At 61.7% G+C, this 18,279-nt stretch carries 16 protein-coding genes and 1 pseudogene; 5 read left to right on the top strand and 12 right to left on the bottom strand.

The features are described 5' to 3' along the window. Positions 1-48: 48 nt before the first annotated feature. From ACPYOI_RS19260 to ACPYOI_RS19250, 3 genes are all read right to left on the bottom strand, one after another. Positions 49-1,908, bottom strand: a complete 1,860-nt coding sequence (locus tag ACPYOI_RS19260) for a CHASE2 domain-containing protein (RefSeq protein WP_481417108.1) — start codon at positions 1,906-1,908, stop codon at positions 49-51. Between the two features lie 6 nt (positions 1,909-1,914). Next, entirely contained in the window at positions 1,915-2,448 is a 534-nt protein-coding gene (locus ACPYOI_RS19255; protein ID WP_481417107.1) for a FecR domain-containing protein, read from the bottom strand. A 119-nt stretch (positions 2,449-2,567) separates the two neighbouring features. After that, complete coding sequence (locus ACPYOI_RS19250) at positions 2,568-3,713, bottom strand: citrate synthase (RefSeq protein ID WP_481423180.1); 1,146 nt, start codon at positions 3,711-3,713, stop codon at positions 2,568-2,570. Positions 3,714-3,797: 84 nt separating this feature from the next. On the opposite strand from ACPYOI_RS19250, the gene ACPYOI_RS19245 reads away from it, so the two are divergent. Further along, positions 3,798-4,880: a citrate synthase/methylcitrate synthase gene (locus ACPYOI_RS19245; protein ID WP_481417105.1), complete on the top strand. Its 1,083-nt coding sequence runs from the start codon at positions 3,798-3,800 to the stop codon at positions 4,878-4,880. Between the two features lie 51 nt (positions 4,881-4,931). On the opposite strand, the gene ACPYOI_RS19240 is transcribed toward ACPYOI_RS19245, so the two are convergent. The 4 genes from ACPYOI_RS19240 to ACPYOI_RS19225 form a co-directional block, all read right to left on the bottom strand. Beyond that, entirely contained in the window at positions 4,932-6,560 is a 1,629-nt protein-coding gene (locus ACPYOI_RS19240; protein WP_481417104.1) for a CTP synthase, read from the bottom strand. Between the two features lie 141 nt (positions 6,561-6,701). Next, positions 6,702-7,187: a preprotein translocase subunit SecG gene (secG, locus tag ACPYOI_RS19235; protein ID WP_481417103.1), complete on the bottom strand. Its 486-nt coding sequence runs from the start codon at positions 7,185-7,187 to the stop codon at positions 6,702-6,704. A gap of 107 nt (positions 7,188-7,294) precedes the next feature. Next, positions 7,295-8,065: a triose-phosphate isomerase gene (gene tpiA, locus ACPYOI_RS19230; protein ID WP_481417102.1), complete on the bottom strand. Its 771-nt coding sequence runs from the start codon at positions 8,063-8,065 to the stop codon at positions 7,295-7,297. Between the two features lie 132 nt (positions 8,066-8,197). Next, positions 8,198-9,082 carry an alpha/beta hydrolase gene (locus tag ACPYOI_RS19225; RefSeq protein ID WP_481423179.1) on the bottom strand — a complete coding sequence of 295 codons (885 nt, stop codon included), beginning with the start codon at positions 9,080-9,082 and terminating at the stop codon, positions 8,198-8,200. Positions 9,083-9,296: 214 nt separating this feature from the next. Between ACPYOI_RS19225 and parE the strand changes: the two genes are divergently transcribed. Together parE and ACPYOI_RS19215 are read left to right on the top strand one after the other, a co-directional pair. Continuing rightward, positions 9,297-11,357 carry a DNA topoisomerase IV subunit B gene (parE, locus tag ACPYOI_RS19220; protein WP_481417100.1) on the top strand — a complete coding sequence of 687 codons (2,061 nt, stop codon included), beginning with the start codon at positions 9,297-9,299 and terminating at the stop codon, positions 11,355-11,357. Positions 11,358-11,510: 153 nt separating this feature from the next. After that, positions 11,511-12,650 carry an esterase-like activity of phytase family protein gene (locus ACPYOI_RS19215; RefSeq protein WP_481417099.1) on the top strand — a complete coding sequence of 380 codons (1,140 nt, stop codon included), beginning with the start codon at positions 11,511-11,513 and terminating at the stop codon, positions 12,648-12,650. 16 nt (positions 12,651-12,666) lie between these two features. Here ACPYOI_RS19215 and ACPYOI_RS19210 read toward each other — a convergent pair whose 3' ends face one another. After that, a complete protein-coding gene (locus ACPYOI_RS19210) occupies positions 12,667-13,122 on the bottom strand; it encodes an OsmC family protein (RefSeq protein ID WP_481417098.1) in 456 nt (151 codons plus the stop codon). Positions 13,123-13,356: 234 nt separating this feature from the next. Between ACPYOI_RS19210 and ACPYOI_RS19205 the strand changes: the two genes are divergently transcribed. Beyond that, positions 13,357-14,550, top strand: a complete 1,194-nt coding sequence (locus ACPYOI_RS19205) for an AI-2E family transporter (protein ID WP_481417097.1) — start codon at positions 13,357-13,359, stop codon at positions 14,548-14,550. On the opposite strand, the gene ACPYOI_RS19200 is transcribed toward ACPYOI_RS19205, so the two are convergent. The 4 genes from ACPYOI_RS19200 to ACPYOI_RS19185 form a co-directional block, all read right to left on the bottom strand. After that, on the bottom strand, positions 14,551-15,009 hold the full coding sequence (locus ACPYOI_RS19200) for a GNAT family N-acetyltransferase (protein ID WP_481417096.1): 459 nt from the start codon (positions 15,007-15,009) through the stop codon (positions 14,551-14,553). 17 nt (positions 15,010-15,026) lie between these two features. Further along, positions 15,027-16,166 (bottom strand): DUF2336 domain-containing protein, encoded by a 1,140-nt coding sequence (locus tag ACPYOI_RS19195; protein WP_481417095.1) that lies wholly within the window; start codon positions 16,164-16,166, stop codon positions 15,027-15,029. A 92-nt stretch (positions 16,167-16,258) separates the two neighbouring features. Further along, positions 16,259-16,882: a flavin reductase family protein gene (locus tag ACPYOI_RS19190; protein ID WP_481417094.1), complete on the bottom strand. Its 624-nt coding sequence runs from the start codon at positions 16,880-16,882 to the stop codon at positions 16,259-16,261. Next, positions 16,882-17,466: a nitroreductase family protein gene (locus ACPYOI_RS19185; RefSeq protein WP_481417093.1), complete on the bottom strand. Its 585-nt coding sequence runs from the start codon at positions 17,464-17,466 to the stop codon at positions 16,882-16,884. The genes ACPYOI_RS19190 and ACPYOI_RS19185 overlap by 1 nt, the downstream gene beginning before the upstream one ends. Before the next feature lie 113 nt (positions 17,467-17,579). Between ACPYOI_RS19185 and ACPYOI_RS19180 the strand changes: the two are divergent. Beyond that, positions 17,580-18,279, top strand: a pseudogene (locus ACPYOI_RS19180) (hypothetical protein); the annotation flags it as partial.

Genomic DNA, 18,279 nt, shown 5'->3' with positions numbered 1-18,279 from the left:
GGTTGGCGCGTTCCTACCCGCTCGGGCAGCAAATGTCAAAGCAGCATATCAGCCGGTGGGCCGCCACAGCCAGACCTGGATTGTCCCGGAACGGCCGCGAATACGTGTTTCCAAAGGTCCTTCGAGCGGCCCGGCGGGCGGGGGGCTGCCCTTGCTGGAGGCGGCGCCGACGAGTGTGGCGCTAAAGGCGATCTCCGCGCCACGGCTGGCGGCGACCTCCATCAGGCGGCTGGCGACATTGACGGTGTCACCGGTGGCCGTGATCTGCTGGTGATCGCCAGTACCGAGACGCGAGGCGACGACCGGGCCGCAGTGGGCCCCGATCTTGAAGCCGACCTTGCGTCCCGCTTGGATATCCGCGTGCGCAGCGAGCCACGAGCGCATGCGATCCGCGAGCGCAAGAGCGCAGGCGGCAGCGTGCGCTGCATCGTCTTCCGCCGGCTGCGGCAATCCGAACAAGATCATCGCGCCATCGCCCGTGAAACTCGTGATTGCCCCGCCATGCGCCCTCGCCTCTTGGTCCACGATCTCGAAGAAGCTACTCAGCACCTCGCGCACCGTGACTGCCCCGACCGCCTCGCTAAGGCCGGTATAGCCGGAGAGATCGATGAAGACGACCGCCGCCTCTTGCCGGACCGGTTCGGCGAGGAACGACGGATCGCGGGCAAGCCACTCGCCGAGCCCCGGCGCTTCCACGCGCTGCAGGAGCTCGCTTTGGGCGGCAAAATGCCTGGCCTGACGGCGGCCCAAAAGCAGTTGCGCCGCCCCGAAGACAAGAACGAGCGGCAGAGCGGCGGTTATCGGCAGTGCGGCACTGAGCCAATAGCCTGCCTTGAACGCGGCGATATTGACCGCCGCCCAGGCAACAAAGACCAGAGCGATCAAAATGAAGCTGATGACACTTCGGCGCCATGCAATCAGGCTGACGAGCAAGAGCGAAAGAAGCAGCGCAACGGCCGCATCGAGCCGGCGGATGTTGTCATTGCGGATGATGCTGTCCCCCGCGATCAGATGCGTGATGGCGGTCGAAATGACCTCGACGCCAGGTAGCACCGGATCGAAGGGCGTCGGGAAAACGTCGCCGCCGCCGGTGACGGTTGCGCCGATCACGACAACGCGGTTTTCGATTGCATCCGCAGGCAATTTGCCGTCGAGCGCATCCTCAAGGCTGAATGTCGGGATCGTGCCGCGTGGGCCATAGAATGTGAGCGGCAGGCGCTGACCGGTATCCGTCGGTATGTGCCTATCGGCAAAGGAGATGGCGCCCGGCTGGAAGGCGGGATCGCGGTCAAGCGCCAGCGACGCCGCCCGCAGCGGGAATGACGGGTCGATACGCCCGCCGCTGCGTGAGATCAGCGGAATGAAGCGTGGAACGCCGGTCTCGTCCGTTGCAACATTGACGACGCCGGTAGCTGCAACGTCGGAGAAGCGCTTGAGCGGCAGGAGCAGGCTCTCGGCGACGGGAATGGCGGACAGCGGATCGTTCGCGTCGCTTGTCACCGTCTGGGTACTTTCCGGAAAAACGGCTGCAGCCGCAATGACGGATGGGACCAGCCGGAGCGCCGATGCAAGTGCTGCATCGCCCGCCTCGATGCCGGATTGAACAAAGAGCAGATCGAGCGCAATCGTCTTCGGCCTTAACGCCGCAACTGCAGCGACGGCTTGTGCGAGCGTTGCCCGCTGGAGAGGGTATGTGTGCAATGCGGCGGTGCGGTCGTCGATGGCGAGGATCGTGACTGCCGGTGGCGGGGCCTTGCTGCCGACCAGCATGCTTCGAAGATCCGTCAGCGAGGCTTCCATCCGATCAAGGAAGCCGGCCCGGCCTGTCATATGCAGCGAGCCCAGAAAGCCGGCCCAGAGCGCGGACAGAAGAAGGGCTGCGGTGATCAGAAATCTCTGGTTCGGCATGCGTGTCTATTGCCCGAGGCGGGCAAGAAGGGCGGCAACGCGGGCGGCAGGCCAGCGGCGCACGACAAGGGGGGCGGTGCCGCTGGTAACATCGACGCCCTCTCCGGGATTGAGCACGACAGGTTCACCCCCTGCGGGACGGCGCACGGTCACGGCACCGCGTACGACCAGCACGGAGGTCTGTCGGGCCGCGACGTCGACCGCCCATTGCGTGCCGCGCACTGCAGCGATCGCCTGCGGCGTAACGACCTGAAAACCGCCGGAATGCCGGGCGTCGTCGACATCGACCAGAATCGCCTTGCCGCGTAGCGAGACCACATCGGGATTGCCATCGCGATTGCGGTCGGTCAGCCTGTAAGCAGCATCCGCCTCAGCCGTGATCGTGACCCCGTTGGGGCAGCGCAGGATCTCACGGCCGTCGGACGCATTCGTGAGTCGGCAGCCGCCGGTCGGCGCCTGGGCCAAGGCTTCGGCAGACAGAAGCGCTGCTGCGAGTACGGCAGCGAAAGAGCAGCCAAGGAAAGCTGAGATTACCCTCATGACACGCCCCTTTGCGCAAACGCCATCAGGCGGCACGGTGGTCTCCATGCTACCTGACACTCGTCCCCAGCACGATCATCATAGAGCAAAAGCGGATTTTCGTAAGTGGCCGGTCGCTATTACCCACCAGAGGTTTCAATGGCGGGACCGGTGTAGCGCGCTCTGGGCCGGATAAGATGCCCGCCCTCGGCTTGTTCCACTGCATGGGCGAGCCAGCCGCAGCAGCGCGCCAGCGCGAAGATGATAAGGGGCGCATGTCGTGGAAGATCGAAGCGAACGGCCATCGCCGTGAGCGCAAAATCGATATTGATTCGCTCGCCGATTATCGCCTCGCCGACGGTCTGGATTTCCAGAAAGATCTCTGGTGGCGTGACATGTGCAAGCAATGCTTCGGCGCGGATGTCGCCGTCCGGATAGAGCGGATGACCGAAGGCTGGCAGCCGGTTGCCTTGCCCTAGCGCGCGGCGGATCGCCTCCGTGGCGCCAGTGCTTCTCGCCGCGTCAGCGAGCGTAGCCACAGCCTCCCAGGCTGCGCCGTGCAGAGGGCCGGTAAGCGTTGCAAGTCCGGAAAGCACCGATGCGGAAAGTGTTGCGCCAGCGGAAGCTGTGACTCGAGCCGAAAACGTCGACGCGTTGAGCTCGTGATCGGCAAGCAGCACCAAGGCACGGCGGATGGCGTCTCCGGCGTTGGGGCGGCTCCAGCTCTCGGCCAGACGCTGGTGAAGCGGGATATGCGATGGACCCGGCGCGAGCGCGGAGCCGACCGTCGTCATGACATCCTGCGCCTCCGAAACCAGAGCCGAAATCGAGCGCCCGAGGCTCGGCAGGTCCTGCGGCACCCGCGCGGCAAGAGCCAACAGGGCTATGGCGAGGGACGGTCCCGTGGCGCCTTCGCCACCGGCCGCAACGGCAATCGGCGTATGGATGCCCCAAAGCAATCCGGCCGCTTCTTCAAGCGTTGCATGTTCGGAAAGCTTGGCGGCATCTATCCCGCGATAGTACAGGCGTCCGTTGGCGACCGTCGAGATTGACGACGGCAGGACGGAATCGCCCCATTGGATAGCCTCTGCAGCGACCGCCTCGACTTTACGGCGGCCAGCGTTGCGCTTTGCAAGCCGTGCCACGTCCCCGGTGTGATAGAGGCTGCGGCGCGGATCGGATGGATCGGGCTTTGCGCGAATGCGCCCGCGGCTGACATTGGCATAAAGCGTCTGCGGCTTGGTGCCGAGTCGGTTCAACGCCTCCTTTGAAGTCAGCCAAGGCATCGGACGTCTCACATTGATCAATTGCATCAAGATTGACGTCAATTAGCCTAGGACTGATCTTCTTCTCCGTAAAGGAGAAATGCCATGAAGAACGGATTGGAAGATGTCATTGCAGCCGAGACCCTGCTCTCGGACGTCGACGGCGCAGCCGGACGGTTGATCATTCGCGGTGTATCGCTCGACGACCTGGTAGCCGGCGGTACCTATGAAAGCGTCGCCGCGCTGCTGCTTGACGGATTGATCGAACTCGACGCAGGAGAGTTGAGAACCCGGCTTGGAACGGCGCGTGGCGAGGTCTTCGAACACCTCGCAGCTGCGGATGCTAGCCTCCTCGCATTGCCACCGGTCGATGCGATGCGAGCCATGATGGCGCGCCTACCGGACGGCGACGATCTTCAAACCGCACTCAGACTGCTGGCAGCCCCTGCCGTGTTTCTGCCTGCCGTTCTGCGGATGCAGCGGAAGGAAGCGCCCGTTCGTCCGGATACGTCTCTCTCGCAAGCCGCCGACATCCTGCGGATGATGAACGGCACACTTCCGAGTGCCGAGCAGACGGCCGCTCTGGACGCCTATCTGGTGACGATTTCCGATCATGGGTTGAACGCCTCGACCTTCGCCTCGCGAGTCATCGCCTCGACTGGAGCCGGCCTCACGTCGTCCGTCCTTGCGGCGATCAGTGCGCTCAAGGGGCCGCTGCATGGCGGCGCGCCGGGCCCGGTTCTCGACATGCTGGATGCGATCGACACTGAAAGCCGGGCGAAGATGTGGCTGTCAGCTGCTCTTGACCGCGGCGAGAGGCTGATGGGATTTGGCCACCGCATCTATCGCGTGCGCGACCCGCGCGCTGACGCCCTGAAGAGCGCATTGAAGCCGCTGGTCGCGAGCGGCCAGGTCGACCGGAAGCGGATCGCGCTGGCTGAGGCCGTCGAACAGGCAGCTCTCGCCATCCTGAAGGAACGCAAACCGGATCGCCCGCTGGACGTCAACGTCGAATTCTATACAGCACTGCTTCTCGATTCCCTCGGCTTCCCGCGCGAAGCCTTCACTGGCGTCTTTGCCATCGGCAGGACCATAGGCTGGATCGCCCATGCGCGCGAACAGGCGCTCACGGGCCGGTTGATCAGGCCGAAGTCGGTTTACGTCGGGCCCTTGCCGCAGGCTGCATAACGAAGCAATCCTCTCACCCGCAATCTCTTGCTGGTGAGGGGATCGAAAACCTCAAACGAGGCGGCTCTGTTCGGTCGCGGCTTCGATGAAGCTTGCAAAGAGCGGATGCGGATCGAGCGGCCGGGACTTCAGTTCCGGGTGGTACTGCACGCCGATGAACCAGGGATGATCGGCGTACTCGATCGTCTCCGGCAATACGCCGTCCGGAGACATCCCCGAGAACGTCAGCCCGCAGTTCTCGAGCCGGTCCTTATAGTCGATGTTGACCTCGTAGCGGTGCCGATGGCGCTCCGAAATATCGGTCGAGCCGTAGATTTCGGAAATCTTCGTACCCTTCTTGAGCGATGCCTTGTAGGCACCGAGGCGCATGGTGCCGCCGAGGTCGCCCGCTGCCGTTCGCTTCTGCAGCTCGTTACCCTTGATCCATTCTGTCATCAATCCGACGACCGGTTCCTTGGTCGGGCCGAACTCGGTGGAAGACGCGTTCTCGACGTTGGCAAGATTGCGTGCCGCCTCGATGACCGCCATCTGCATGCCGAAGCAGATGCCGAAATACGGCACCTTGCGCTCACGCGCGAAGCGGGCTGCCAGGATCTTGCCTTCCGAACCGCGCTCGCCGAAGCCGCCGGGTACGAGAATGCCGTGCACCTTTTCGAGATACGGTGCAGGGTCTTCCTTTTCGAAGACTTCCGACTCGATCCATTCGAGGTTGACCTTGACGCGGTTGGCGATGCCGCCGTGATGCAGCGCTTCGATCAGCGACTTGTAGGCGTCCTTGAGACCCGTGTACTTGCCGACGATCGCGATGGTGACTTCACCCTCGGGCGTGCGTATGCGGTTGCACACCTCCTCCCACTGGTCGAGCCTCGGCTTGGGAGCCGGCTCGATGCCGAACGCGGCGAGCACTTCGCTGTCGAGGCCCTCTTTGTGGTAGGCCATCGGCACGTCATAGATGTTGGCGACGTCGAGCGCCTGGATGACGGCGGACGGGCGCACGTTGCAGAAGAGCGAGAGCTTGCGCCGCTCGGCTTCCGGAATTTCACGATCGGCGCGGACGAGAAGAATGTCCGGGTGAATACCGAGCGCCTGCAGTTCCTTGACCGAGTGCTGCGTCGGCTTGGTCTTCAGCTCGCCGGCGGCCGGAATGTAAGGCATCAGCGTCAGGTGGAGGTAGATCGCCGTCCCGCGAGGCAGATCGTTGCCGAGCTGACGGATCGCCTCGATGAAAGGCATGGCCTCGATGTCGCCGACCGTACCGCCGATTTCGCAGATGACGAAATCGTAGTCGTCATTGCCCTCGGTGACGAAATCCTTGATCTCGTTGGTGACGTGCGGAATGACCTGCACGGTTGCCCCGAGATAGTCGCCGCGGCGTTCCTTGTCGATGATGTTCTTGTAGATGCGGCCGGTGGTGATGTTGTCGGTCTTGGTCGCCGAACGCCCGGTGAAGCGCTCATAGTGTCCGAGATCAAGATCGGTTTCCGCGCCATCGTCGGTGACGAAGACTTCGCCGTGCTGGGTCGGGCTCATGGTGCCCGGGTCCACGTTCAGATAGGGGTCGAGTTTGCGAAGCCGGACCCGATAACCACGGGCCTGCAACAACGCTCCGAGAGCCGCAGCCGCAATTCCTTTTCCGAGGGAAGAAACCACGCCGCCAGTGATGAATACGTATCGCGCCATGGGAGTCACCGGATACCTTTTCAAAAACGATTCCACCAGCCCAAAAATTCTTTTCCAGAATTTTTGGTGCCAGTTTGGAATCTGAACAAAAGAAAACCGGCAGACCCGAGGGCCTGCCGGCGGTTTATTTCGTGGACCGGCTTACTGCCCGGTCGGAACGCCGCTCGGCTGAGCCGGAGCAGCGGGCGTTGCAGGCGCAGCGGGGGCCGTCTGCATCGCCGGAGCGTTGGCCGCAGGAGCCGTTGCTGCTGGCGCCGCCGGTGCCGGAGCAGCAGCGCCGCCGTTCGGAATGCCGGTGCTAGCGGGCTGATTTGCCGGCTGCTGCGTGCCGCCGCCGAGAGAATCGAGAATGCCGTTGCCCTGCCCGCTCGTTGCCGGAATGCGGTTCAGGATGTCGGTCGGGTTGCCCTGGTAGCGCGTCAGGATACCAAGGCCGAGCGACGTCAGGAAGAACAGCGCCGCCAGAATCGCGGTCGTGCGGGTCAGCGCATTGGCCGTACCGCGCGCCGACATGAATCCCGAACCGCCGCCGATACCGAGACCGCCGCCTTCCGAGCGCTGGATGAGCACGACGCCGACGAGCGCCAGCACGATCATGAGGTGGATGACAATCAATACTGTCTGCATGGGTCCAGTCCTGCCCGCTTCGGCGAGCATCGAATAAAAATCTGGCGCTCTTTACATGAGCTGATCGGCTATTCCAAGCCCTTCGGCCAGGAATATGCTAAGCTTATTTATGCGAGGAGCGTTTCATATGCGCCGTAGATGGCGAGGAAATCGGATGCTTTCAAGCTCGCTCCGCCAATCAACGCGCCGTCGACATTGGCGATGCCCATCAGTTCCCTGGCATTGCCGGGCTTCACCGAGCCGCCATAGAGAATGCGGATCTTCCGGCCCTCGGCGCCGAAGCGGCCTGTGAGCTCCGACCGCATGAAGGCATGCGCCTTTTCGACGTCATCTACCGTCGGCGTGACACCGGTGCCGATCGCCCAGACCGGCTCGTAGGCAATGACCGTGTTTTCGGCTGTGGCACTGTCCGGAACGGAGGCGGAGAGTTGGCGCTTGAGGATGTCGAGCGTCTGCCCTGCCTTGCGCTCGTCTGCTGTCTCACCGATGCAGATGATCGCGGTCAGATCGGCAGCAAAGGCGGCTTCCGCCTTGGCGCGGACGAGATGGTCGGTTTCTGCATGGTCGGTCCGGCGCTCGGAGTGGCCGACAATCACATAGGTTCCAAAGCAATCGGCAATCATTTCGGCGGATATATCGCCCGTATGTGCGCCTGCCGGGTTCTGGTGGCAATCCTGCGCCCCAATCGCAAGCGGGCTGTCCGTGCAGAGCGCGGTCGCGACATACAGCAGTGTCGCGGGCGGGCAAATCAGCGCCTCCACCCGCTTGGCAAGCGGCCTGTTAACGCCTTCCGCAATAGCCTTTATCTGATCGAGAGAGGCGCGTGTGCCGTTCATTTTCCAGTTTCCCGCCACAAGCGGGCGCACATCAGGTGTCATACCGGCCTTCCAAGCTTTTCCTCATGGGTGCGCCTTAGCAAAACTGCAGCCGAAAGGAAAGCGATCTCCGGTTCACGCTAGGTAAATCGGCCGAGTTGCCGCGCAAATGATTAAATTCGGCGCTTAAAAACCCTAGGAAGCGAGAATCCAGTTCAAGACCCGCCGCCAATCAATCATCCGGATTGGCGTACCGTGGTTCCCGTTCTGGAAAAGCGTAAAACGGGCCGGGTATTTCGACTTGTAGAGCTTTTCGAAGAGGGCTTGCTGGTCGGCCGCCGCATAAACCGGATCGCGGCTCCCGTGCGCGAACCAAAGCGGCAGCTTGGCTTTGTAGAAGGCGCTTTTCGTGAAAGCGGGGTCGGCGACGCCGCTCATGATCACCATTCCCCTCAGCCGCTTGACGCTCGCAGGATCGCGGCCGATCCCCCAGCAGACTTGGCTGCCCATGGACGCGCAGGCGAGGATCACCGGCTTTCCACCTGATTTCCCGCTAGCATAGCGGATGAGTTCGGCGATCTTGGCGACGCCGTCGCTGTCGAAGGTCCGTACCGTCGGCGAATAATAGACCCCGCCATTGCCGGCCGCGAGGTTCTTCAGCCGGTTGAAGTTGCCGCCGAAGGAATAGTCGTTGGCCCCGAGGCGGCGATCGCCGTCGCGGCCGTGGATGAAGATCACCGTGAAGGCCGCTCCGTCTGCCGGTCCCACCCTGGTGACATCCAGCCGGAGGCCGTCCAGAGACAGGGTTTCGTCCTGCTGTACCTTGCGTACGCCGAGCGACACATATTTCCGCTGCACGCGCCTTTGCGGGATCTGGTCGCGACCATTGATGTCGCGCATCTCATCGTAGTCGATCACTTCGAAGGCGCCGTCGTCGGCGCTCTGCAACACGTTTTGCCTGGAGAAAAGTTCGTCCTTATAGGGCGGCAAGCCATCCGCTGCCGCGCTGTGAATGTCACAGGACAGGAAAAAGGCCGCAATTACAGCAATAATCGTGCAATGACTTGTGGACATTCTCATGCGGGTGGTTTCCTTGCACCTCGGGCCGCTTGCCATTCCGCGTCTGGCAACGCAAACCAATTCCAAAGAATTCCGCCAGATCGAGCGGCATCGCTTAGCGAGGCGGTTTCTGGCAGAATCTGCATGATTCGCAAACGTGACATCAAATGCGGTGATTTTGGGTCTGGCCTCAAGCGGACACGCCGGCCGGCAGGATAAAGATCTGAACAATTCCATGGACGACAGCAACGACCTCTTTTCCGAAATGCCTCTCGCACCCAAGCAGGAGGAGGCACCAAAGCCGGCGCGAGCGCCCGCCGCGCCCCCGGCTGCGTCAGCGCGTCCGGCCCCGGCAGCCTCGAATGGTGACGACTACGGTGCCTCGTCGATCCGCGTTCTCGAAGGTCTGGAACCGGTGCGCATGCGCCCCGGCATGTATATCGGCGGCACCGACGAAAAGGCGCTGCATCACCTGTTTGCCGAAGTCATCGACAACTCGATGGACGAAGCGGTCGCCGGTCACGCAAACTTCATCGAGGTGCATCTCGATGTCCACGGCTATCTAACCGTCTCGGACAACGGCCGCGGCATTCCGGTGGAAAACCACCCGCAGGTCCCGGGCAAATCGACGCTCGAAGTGATCATGACGAAGCTGCATGCGGGCGGAAAGTTCGACGGAAAGGCTTATGAAACCTCGGGCGGTCTGCACGGCGTCGGCGTTTCAGTGGTCAACGCGCTCTCTGACTATCTCGAAGTCGAAGTCGCGCGTAACCGCAAGCTTTACCGACAGCGCTTCTCCCGCGGCTTGCCGCAGGGCGGTCTCGAAGAGCTTGGCGACGTGCACAACCGCCGCGGGACGCGCGTGCGGTTCCACCCCGATCCGCAGATCTTCGGCGAGCACGCGAAGTTCGAGGCGGCGCGTGTCTTCCGTATGGCGCGCTCCAAGGCCTATCTCTTCGGGGGCGTGGAGATCCGCTGGAGCTGCGATGAAGGCGTGCTTCCGCAGGGTTCCGAAATTCCGGACAAGGCCGTCTTCCACTTCCCCGGCGGGCTGAAGGACTACCTGCAGGCGACGATGGGCAAGGAATTTACCGTCACCCGCGAAATCTTCGCCGGCAAGAGCGAAAAGGCGAGCGGCCACGGTTCGCTCGAATGGGCGATCACCTGGTATGGTGGCGACCAGCAGATCCACTCCTATTGCAACACCATTCCGACGCCCGAGGGCGGCACGCATGAGGCGGGTCTGCGCATCGCTCTGACCAAGGGGCTGAAAGCATACGCCGATCTGACGCAGAACAAACGCGCAGCGCAGATCACCACCGACGACGTGATGATTTCGGCGGTCGGCATGTTGTCGGTGTTCATCCGCGAACCGGAATTCGTCGGCCAGACCAAGGACAGGCTGGCGACCGTCGAGGCACAGCGCATAGTCGAAAACGCGCTTCGCGATCCCTTCGACCATTATCTGGCGGACAATCCCAACGAGGCTGCAAAGCTGCTCGACTGGGTGATCGAACGCGCCGAGGAGCGTCTCCGCCGCCGCAAGGAAAAGGAAGTCACCCGCAAGACCGCCGTGCGCAAACTGCGCCTTCCGGGCAAACTGGCCGATTGCGCGCAGAACACGGCCCAGGGCGCCGAACTCTTCATCGTCGAAGGTGACTCGGCAGGTGGCTCCGCCAAGCAGGCGCGCAACCGCGCCAATCAGGCAATCCTGCCGTTGCGCGGCAAGATCCTGAACGTTGCGAGCGCCGGCCGCGAAAAGTTAGGCGCCAACCAGCAGCTTGCGGATCTCGTTCAGGCGCTCGGCTGCGGCACTCGCTCCAAGTATCGCGATGAGGACCTGCGCTACGAGCGCATCATCGTGATGACCGATGCCGACGTAGACGGGGCCCACATCGCGTCATTGCTGATCACTTTCTTCTATCAGGAGATGCCGGAACTGATCCGCGGCGGTCACCTCTTCCTCGCTGTACCGCCGCTCTACAAGATCACCCAAGGCGCCAAATCAGCCTACGCACGCGACGACGCCCATCGGCAGGAACTGATGGAAACGCAATTCAAGGGCAAGGGAAAGATCGAAATCAGCCGGTTCAAGGGCCTTGGTGAAATGCTACCCGCGCAGCTCAAGGAAACCACGATGGACCCGAGCAAGCGAACGCTGCTGCGGGTGCTGATCGACGAGGTCGATTTCGAGGGAACCCGTGCCGCCGTGGACGACCTTATGGGCACGAAGCCTGACGCGCGCTTCCGCTTCATTCAGGACCGTGCCGCCTTTGCCGAAAACCTCGATATCTGAGCTTCGCTATTTCACGAAATTGACGAAGAATCGTAACAACTCCGTCAAACAACCGGTGCATGACAAGCGACGCGACTGGCGGGGCCGATCCTTTAAAGGGGATCCCGTCGGCCTGTTCTGCTCATCAACCTCCTCGCCAGCCGGATGTTCGCCATGACCAAGCGTTTTCTCGCGACTATCGCTGTTGCTCTCCTGTCCAGCGCCGCCAGCCTCCACGCCACCACGATCGGCGCAACCTTCGAGACGCCTTGCCCGTTCGGCGATTGCGCGGCCGGGATCTCCTTTTCTTATCTCGGTGAATTCGTCATCCCGACCGGTCACATGGAAAACGGCGTCGAATTCGGCGGCATTTCCGGTCTCGACTTCGACCCGGCGACCGGCCATTACATCGCCATCAGCGACGACCGCTCCGAAAAAGGCCCAGCTCGCTTCTATGAGCTCGACGTCGATGTTGACGGCTCCGGCCTCAAGGGCGTTTCCGTCGTCAAGCAGGTGACGCTGCAGGACAAGAACGGTGAACCCTTCGCCGCCCGCACCGTTGACCCGGAATCGATCCGCCTCGGCCGGGACGGCGTCTATTGGGGTAGCGAAGGCGACGGCAAGGCGCTGATCGCCCCCTTCGTCCGCGTCGCCTCGCCGGACGGTGCTTTTGTGCGCGAATTCAAGCTGCCGGAAGGCTTCGCGCCGACGGCCGACAAATCGACCGGCATCCGCGACAATCTCGCCTTCGAGGATCTTGCGGTCGCACCCGACGGTGATGTGTTCGTCGGCGTCGAAGCTGCGCTCTACCAGGACGGTCCGGCGGCCTCGCTCGTCAACGGCAGCCTGTCGCGCATTATCCGCTATGACGGGGCGACTGGCGAACCGAAGGCGCAGTATGTCTATCCAATCTCGCCGATCCCGCAGGCTGCCACAAAGCCCATTGGCGGCAACGACAACGGCATGGCGGAGATCGTCGCACTCGACGACCACCGCCTGCTCGCCGTCGAGCGCAGCTACGCCCAAGGCTTCGGCAACAACGTTAAGATCTTCATGCTGGACCTCGACGGCGCCACCGACGTCTCGGCCATCGCTTCTCTCGCCAGGACCGATCAGCGCATCGTTCCCGTCCGCAAGAGCCAGGTGCTCGATCTGCGCGCCGCCGGCCTGGTGCCGGATAACATCGAGTCGATGGCGATAGGCAGGGCGAAGGACGGCAGCGACGTCCTGATCCTCGGTTCCGACAACAATTTCTCGACCGGGCAAAAGACGCAGTTCTACGCCTTCAAACTATTGCACCGTCCGCAATCGTAACGGAGAGATGGCGCCGCTAGCCGAGGCGAACGTCTATCTTCGTCTTGACGGAATTAGCGAGGAAGCAGAGTTCGTGGGCTTCGTGATGGAGCTTCTCCTCGGTTTCACGGCTCGGCGCCTCGCCTGAATAGACAACGCTCGGCTTCAGCTCGACGTGGCTGACAAGCATTTTTCCGTCGACCTTCTCCATGATGCCCGTCGCGTTATCGACATAGCTGTCGATAGCAATGCCCTTCTTCGATGCAAGCCAAAGGTAGAAGAGCATGTGGCAGCTGGAGAGCGCCGCTACATAGGCTTCCTCGGGATCGACATTCTCGGCGACCGAGTACGGAAGCGGCACGTTGTGCGGAGATGCCGAGGCAGGTACCGAAAGGCCTCCGTCGAAATTCCATGTATGGCCGCGGCTGTATTTGCCGTCCGTAAAGCTGCCCTCACCGCGCTGCCATGAAACTTCCGCTGAAAATAACGTCATAGTCCCCAACCATAGCTTTCGATGCCGTTGATCCAACCTGTACTATTTTCGCCGGTCATCAAGACTCTGAAAGAAAACTTCGTCACATTTCGTACAGAGGATTGAGATATGCGGCACCCTGAAGCTGCGGGCTGCGTCAGTGATCGCAAAAGCTCCGACTTAAATGATCGATATGCTTGCGTCCGGGCGCCGTAGAGCGCATATCCATGAGAACAAGAAGGAAATAAAAACGACGTGAGCCTTTCGAACAACAAGAGACTGCCAGGCGAAACGCGGTGGCTTGGCCCGTCTGCGCCCACGCGCACGCCGCTGATCCCGTCGATTTCGGCCGCTCGCTGGCTTTTGATCCTCATCGTTGCTGCGGGCGTCTATTTCTTCCATGGCTTTGTTATTCCAGTTCTGGCAGCACTCGTCATCGGCTTTGCGAGTTGGCCGCTTTATCGCAAGCTTCTCGGCCGCGTCGGCGGCAACACAACGATCGCCGCCACGATCGCGATCCTTCTGATCATCACCTTTCTGGTCATCCCGATCGGGCTTGCGGTTACCTACACCACAGGCGAAGTGCGTGAATGGTTTGCCTGGGTCGTTCAGACCAACCGGCAGGGCGCGTCTACGCCGCAATGGATCCTTGCGCTGCCGTTTGCAGGGCCTTACCTCGATGAACTCTGGACGAAATACGTTGGTAGCCCCGGGTCGCTCGGCGAACTCGTTCAGGTCATCAGCGGTGCCCATCTCGGCAATATCTATCGTGCGGTTCTCGCCGCCGGCGGTGCGTCGTTCCATCTGCTCCTGACGCTGCTTTTCATGCTGATCGCGCTCTTCTTTGTCTATCGCGACGGATCGTCCTTCTCGCGGCAGATCGACATGCTCGGCGAGCGCATCCTGCCCAATCGCTGGGAGCGCTTTTCGCGGGTCGTTCCGGCAACGATCAGCTCAACCGTCATGGGCATGACGGTGATTGCAATCGGGGAAGGCATCGTGCTCGGGGTCGCCTACTGGATCGCAGGCGTACCCTCGCCGGTCACGCTTGGCGTTATAACGGGCCTTATGGCTCTGATACCCGGCGGCGCGCCGCTCTCGTTCACGTTGGTTTCGGTGTACCTCCTGGCCAGCGGATCACATTTTGCCGGCATCGCGCTCTTCGTCTGGGGTACGGTCGAACTCTTCATCGTCGATAAGACTCTGCGTCCGAAACTTGTCGGCGGCCCGATCAAGCTTCCCTTCCTGCCGACCTTCTTCGGCCTCGTCGGCGGCGTAAAGACCATGGGCTTTCTCGGTCTCTTCATCGGCCCGGTGCTGATGGCTCTGCTCGTCGCGATCTGGCGCGAATGGATGCATGAAGTCACAGCAAGCGATCAGACGGGGCTTGGTCCGGAAGTCATGATCGACGAGCAGGCGCCGCCGGCGCAGCGCGCTGCCGAAGGCTGATCATTTCAACCGCTTCTCCATGAAAAGGCTCAGCGGATCCGGCAGGTACGAAGCGAAAGGCTCGATGTCGACGTAGCCGTACTTGCGGTAAAGCCCGATCGCCTCCGGCTGATAGATGCCGGTTTCCAGACGGATCGCGTCAAGGTCGCGTGACTTCGCGCATCTCTCAAGCTCATCCATCAGGCGGCTTGCGATCTTCAGCCCTCGCGCCGCCGGGTCGACGAACATGCGCTTGATCTCCGCCGTGCCATCGCCTGCCTCCACGAGTGCCGCGCAGCCGACGATCACCCCGGCATTCCGAGCAACGAAGAAGCTGGCGGACGGCGTTTCCAAGGTCGAGAGATCGACGAGATGGTTGCTCTCAGCCGGATAGAGGGAGGCCGCATAAGCATCGGAAAGCTCCAGCAAGCGGACGATTTCCGGCTGACGTGGCGATTCAACAGCAATGGTGACGGACATGGCTTTTCTCAGGCACTCTAGGCAGCTTCGAGTGCAGTCATGGACGCGTAGTCCCGCGCCGATTGACGCTGCTCGGCAATATGAAGCCTCTCGACCATATCAAGGAGTTCACCGACCGCACCATGGGCACCGCCGACATGGCGGAATCGTTCGAGCAGGCTGCCGCAGACATTGAAGAGCCTGGTTCCAGAGGTTTTTCTGGAGGCTTCGCGCCAGTGGAGAGTCGCCTCCACAAAGACCGTGCTGATTTCGCTGCTGAGGCCAGCCTTCTCGTACAGCGCACGCACCGCATGGCTGCGTCCCGTCGCGAGGATCGAACGCACGCGGTTTTCGGTGCAGCCGGTCAGATTGACGATGGCGTTCGCGAAGAAATCCACCTTGCCGGAACAAAGCGCATGCATGAGGAAGGACGGCGTTAGATTGCCGGCAAGGCGCAAATGCTCGACGAGATCGGCAATTTCGTGCGCCTGGATCTCGCCAGCAAGGGAGACCGTAGCGGACTGGGCCGCCTCGCGGCTGATGCGCTGCAGACGAGCGATCCCGACGGCGGCCTGTGCCAGAGGAAAAGCCACCAATGCGTTGCTGACATGCTGCGTCAGTAACTGCCGGGCATCAGCCGGGAGATCGGTGCGGTCGAGCAGCAGATTGCGTGTGTCGCAGCAGTCGCCGAGCCGCTCGGCGATCCGCTTCAGCGATTGCGGGGCGATCGCCGCGCCCTCGTTCTCAAGAAGGCACAGGACCTCTTCTTCGTCGCCGACTTCCGCAAGAGCGGCTGAAACAGCTCGGGAAATCGACGGCCGCGCCGCGATCAGGATGCGGACAACGCTGCTGCCGCGGGCGGCAAGATCGACAAGGTCCGTGTCCGAGAGCACTGGAGAGCAGGTCAGGGCGTGGCACGCGATTTCCGGCTGGTCTTCGGCAAGCGCCAGAATGATGGCGCGCGGCGCTTCTTGCGACCAAGCGATCGCCTCGGCCAGCGCAAGACGAACGCGCGGCGAAGGATCGTCAAGCAGGAAGGTCATCGCCATTTCCGCGGCTTTGCGCTCCTCCGGAAGCATTTCGGACTGCAGATAGGCACGCCCCAATGCGTTCGCGGCGCGAGCTCTGTCCCCTGCCTTGGCAGTTTCAACCCAGCGAAGGAAAGCCTCTACGATCAATTTACGCCCCAACCTGCGGCGCGATTCCTTCGCGCCCCTAACGTTCGGGTAACACTATCGGCAAATGGTTTAAGATTGGTTCACCATGTTTATCAGGCTTTGGCGGCCACCGTCTCGACCTTCGGACGGAACATCTCAAAGACCTCGCTCGCCTCGCTGTAGTCCATGTAGCCCATCCGGGCCGTCGGCCTTGCCAGCGACATGTCGAGCCGGCCATTGCTGACGATCGCTTCGTCGATGTGGATGCCGACGACCTCGCCGAAGACCATGACGTTTTCCGTCTGCTCACCGGATAGCGATTTCGGCACGATGATCTCCGTCACCTTGCATTCGAGCACGGCGAAGGCCTCGCCCACATAGGGCGCGTCGACAAGTTTGCCCGGAACGGCGGTCACCCCGGCGAGCGCGAATTCGTCGGTGCCATAGGGAACCGCGGCGGAAGAAAGGTTCATCTTCTCGACGAGGTTGCGGCTGACGAAATTGCAGGTGAAGACGCCCGTCTCGCCGGCATTCCTCTGGCTGTGCTTGCGGCCGCTCGATGAGAACATGACGATCTTCGGATGGTCGGAGACGGCATTGAAGAAGGAGTAGGGACCGAGATTGATCGATCCGTCCGCCCCCTTGCTGCCGATCCAGCCGATCGGGCGCGGCGCCACGATCGCCTTGAAGGGATCGTGGGAGAGACCGTGCTTGTTGCTATCCGTCGTATAGAACATCAGCCCTCTCCGCCGACCCAGGTGACGGTTTCGGAGAGTGACGGACGCGGCCGCTCGACCACCGGGAAATTTGTCGAACCGATATGGATGAAGCCGGCGACTTTTTCGCCCGGCTGAACGCCGAGAACCGGATAGGCGCGCTCGTCATAGGCAAACCATTCGGTCAACCAGTTGGCGACCCAGCCATGGGCATTCGCCGAAAAGATGATGTTGAGGCACACGGCGCCCGCCGACATGAGCTGCTCCCATTCCGGGATCTTGAAGTGCGGACCCGCCTTGCTGACCACGGCAACGACAACCGGCGCTCGGGTAAGGCGCGTGCGTTCGACCTGGATCATTTCCTCCGAGAGATCAGGCTTGGCCTCGAGCGCTAGCTTCAAGAGTTCTTCGCTGATTCGTTCACGCTCTTCTCCGCGATAGACGATGAAACGCCAGGGCGCGAGCTTCCCGTGATCGGGGACGCGCGATGCCAGACGAAGGATTTCCTCTATTTCCGCCTTTGCAGGCCCGGGCTCGCACATCTGGAAGGCAGGGATCGATCGGCGCACGGCGAGGTAATCAATCAGCTTGATATCGGATTTCATGCGGGAGAAACTTTCATTTTCACGGCAGCGGGATGGGTGGGTCTTGAATTTGCCACTGGGTTCGTTTTGAAGTGGCCTCTGTAGTTTTAGAAGTCAATCTGTTCAGGAAACACATGCCCGGCATTTTGCCTTTTGCGCGTATGGCGTTCGTGCTTGTTCTGACTGCGTTGTTGCCCTTTAGCGCAAGCGCCCAGAACGCGTTCAAGGGATTCAAGCAGCTCGACACGACCACGAAGATGCCGAAGCTCAACGCTTTCATTGCGCCGGGCAGCACGCAGCAGAATGCGACGCTGCGCGAGGTTGAGATCGAAGCCAAGCTGACGGAAAGCGGCGAGCCGGTGCGAGACGGACTCTCCTGGTATGTGTTCAGTCCTGTCGCGGGTGCCGACGGCAAGCTGCCGCTGGTGGCAAGCGCCCGTGGCGGGTCGGCTGCTTTCCAGCTGGCCCCGGGCGACTATCTGATCAATGTCTCCTTCGGCCGCGCCGGCGTGACCCGCAAGGTGAATATTCCCGAGGACGGCAAGCTCGACAAGCAGGTGATGGTGCTCGATGCGGGCGGTCTGGTGCTCAACGCCGTGTCCGGGTCCGATGTTCGCATCCGCCCCGACCAGCTGCGCTTCTCGATCTACTCTTCGGAAGTGCGCGAAGACGGCGAACGCGGACTGGTGATGGCAGATGTGGCGCCGAACACCATGGTACGGCTGAATGCCGGCACGTATCATATCGTTTCCGAATACGGAGCCGTCAACGCTGTCATTCGTGCCGATATCCAGGTCGAGGCCGGAAAGCTAACCGAAGCGACGATCCAGCACC

The sequence above is a fragment of the Rhizobium sp. SVR5-2C genome, assembly GCF_056755115.1.
The sequence above is the reverse complement of the archived record's forward strand: the minus strand, read 5'-3'. Positions and strand labels throughout refer to the sequence as shown.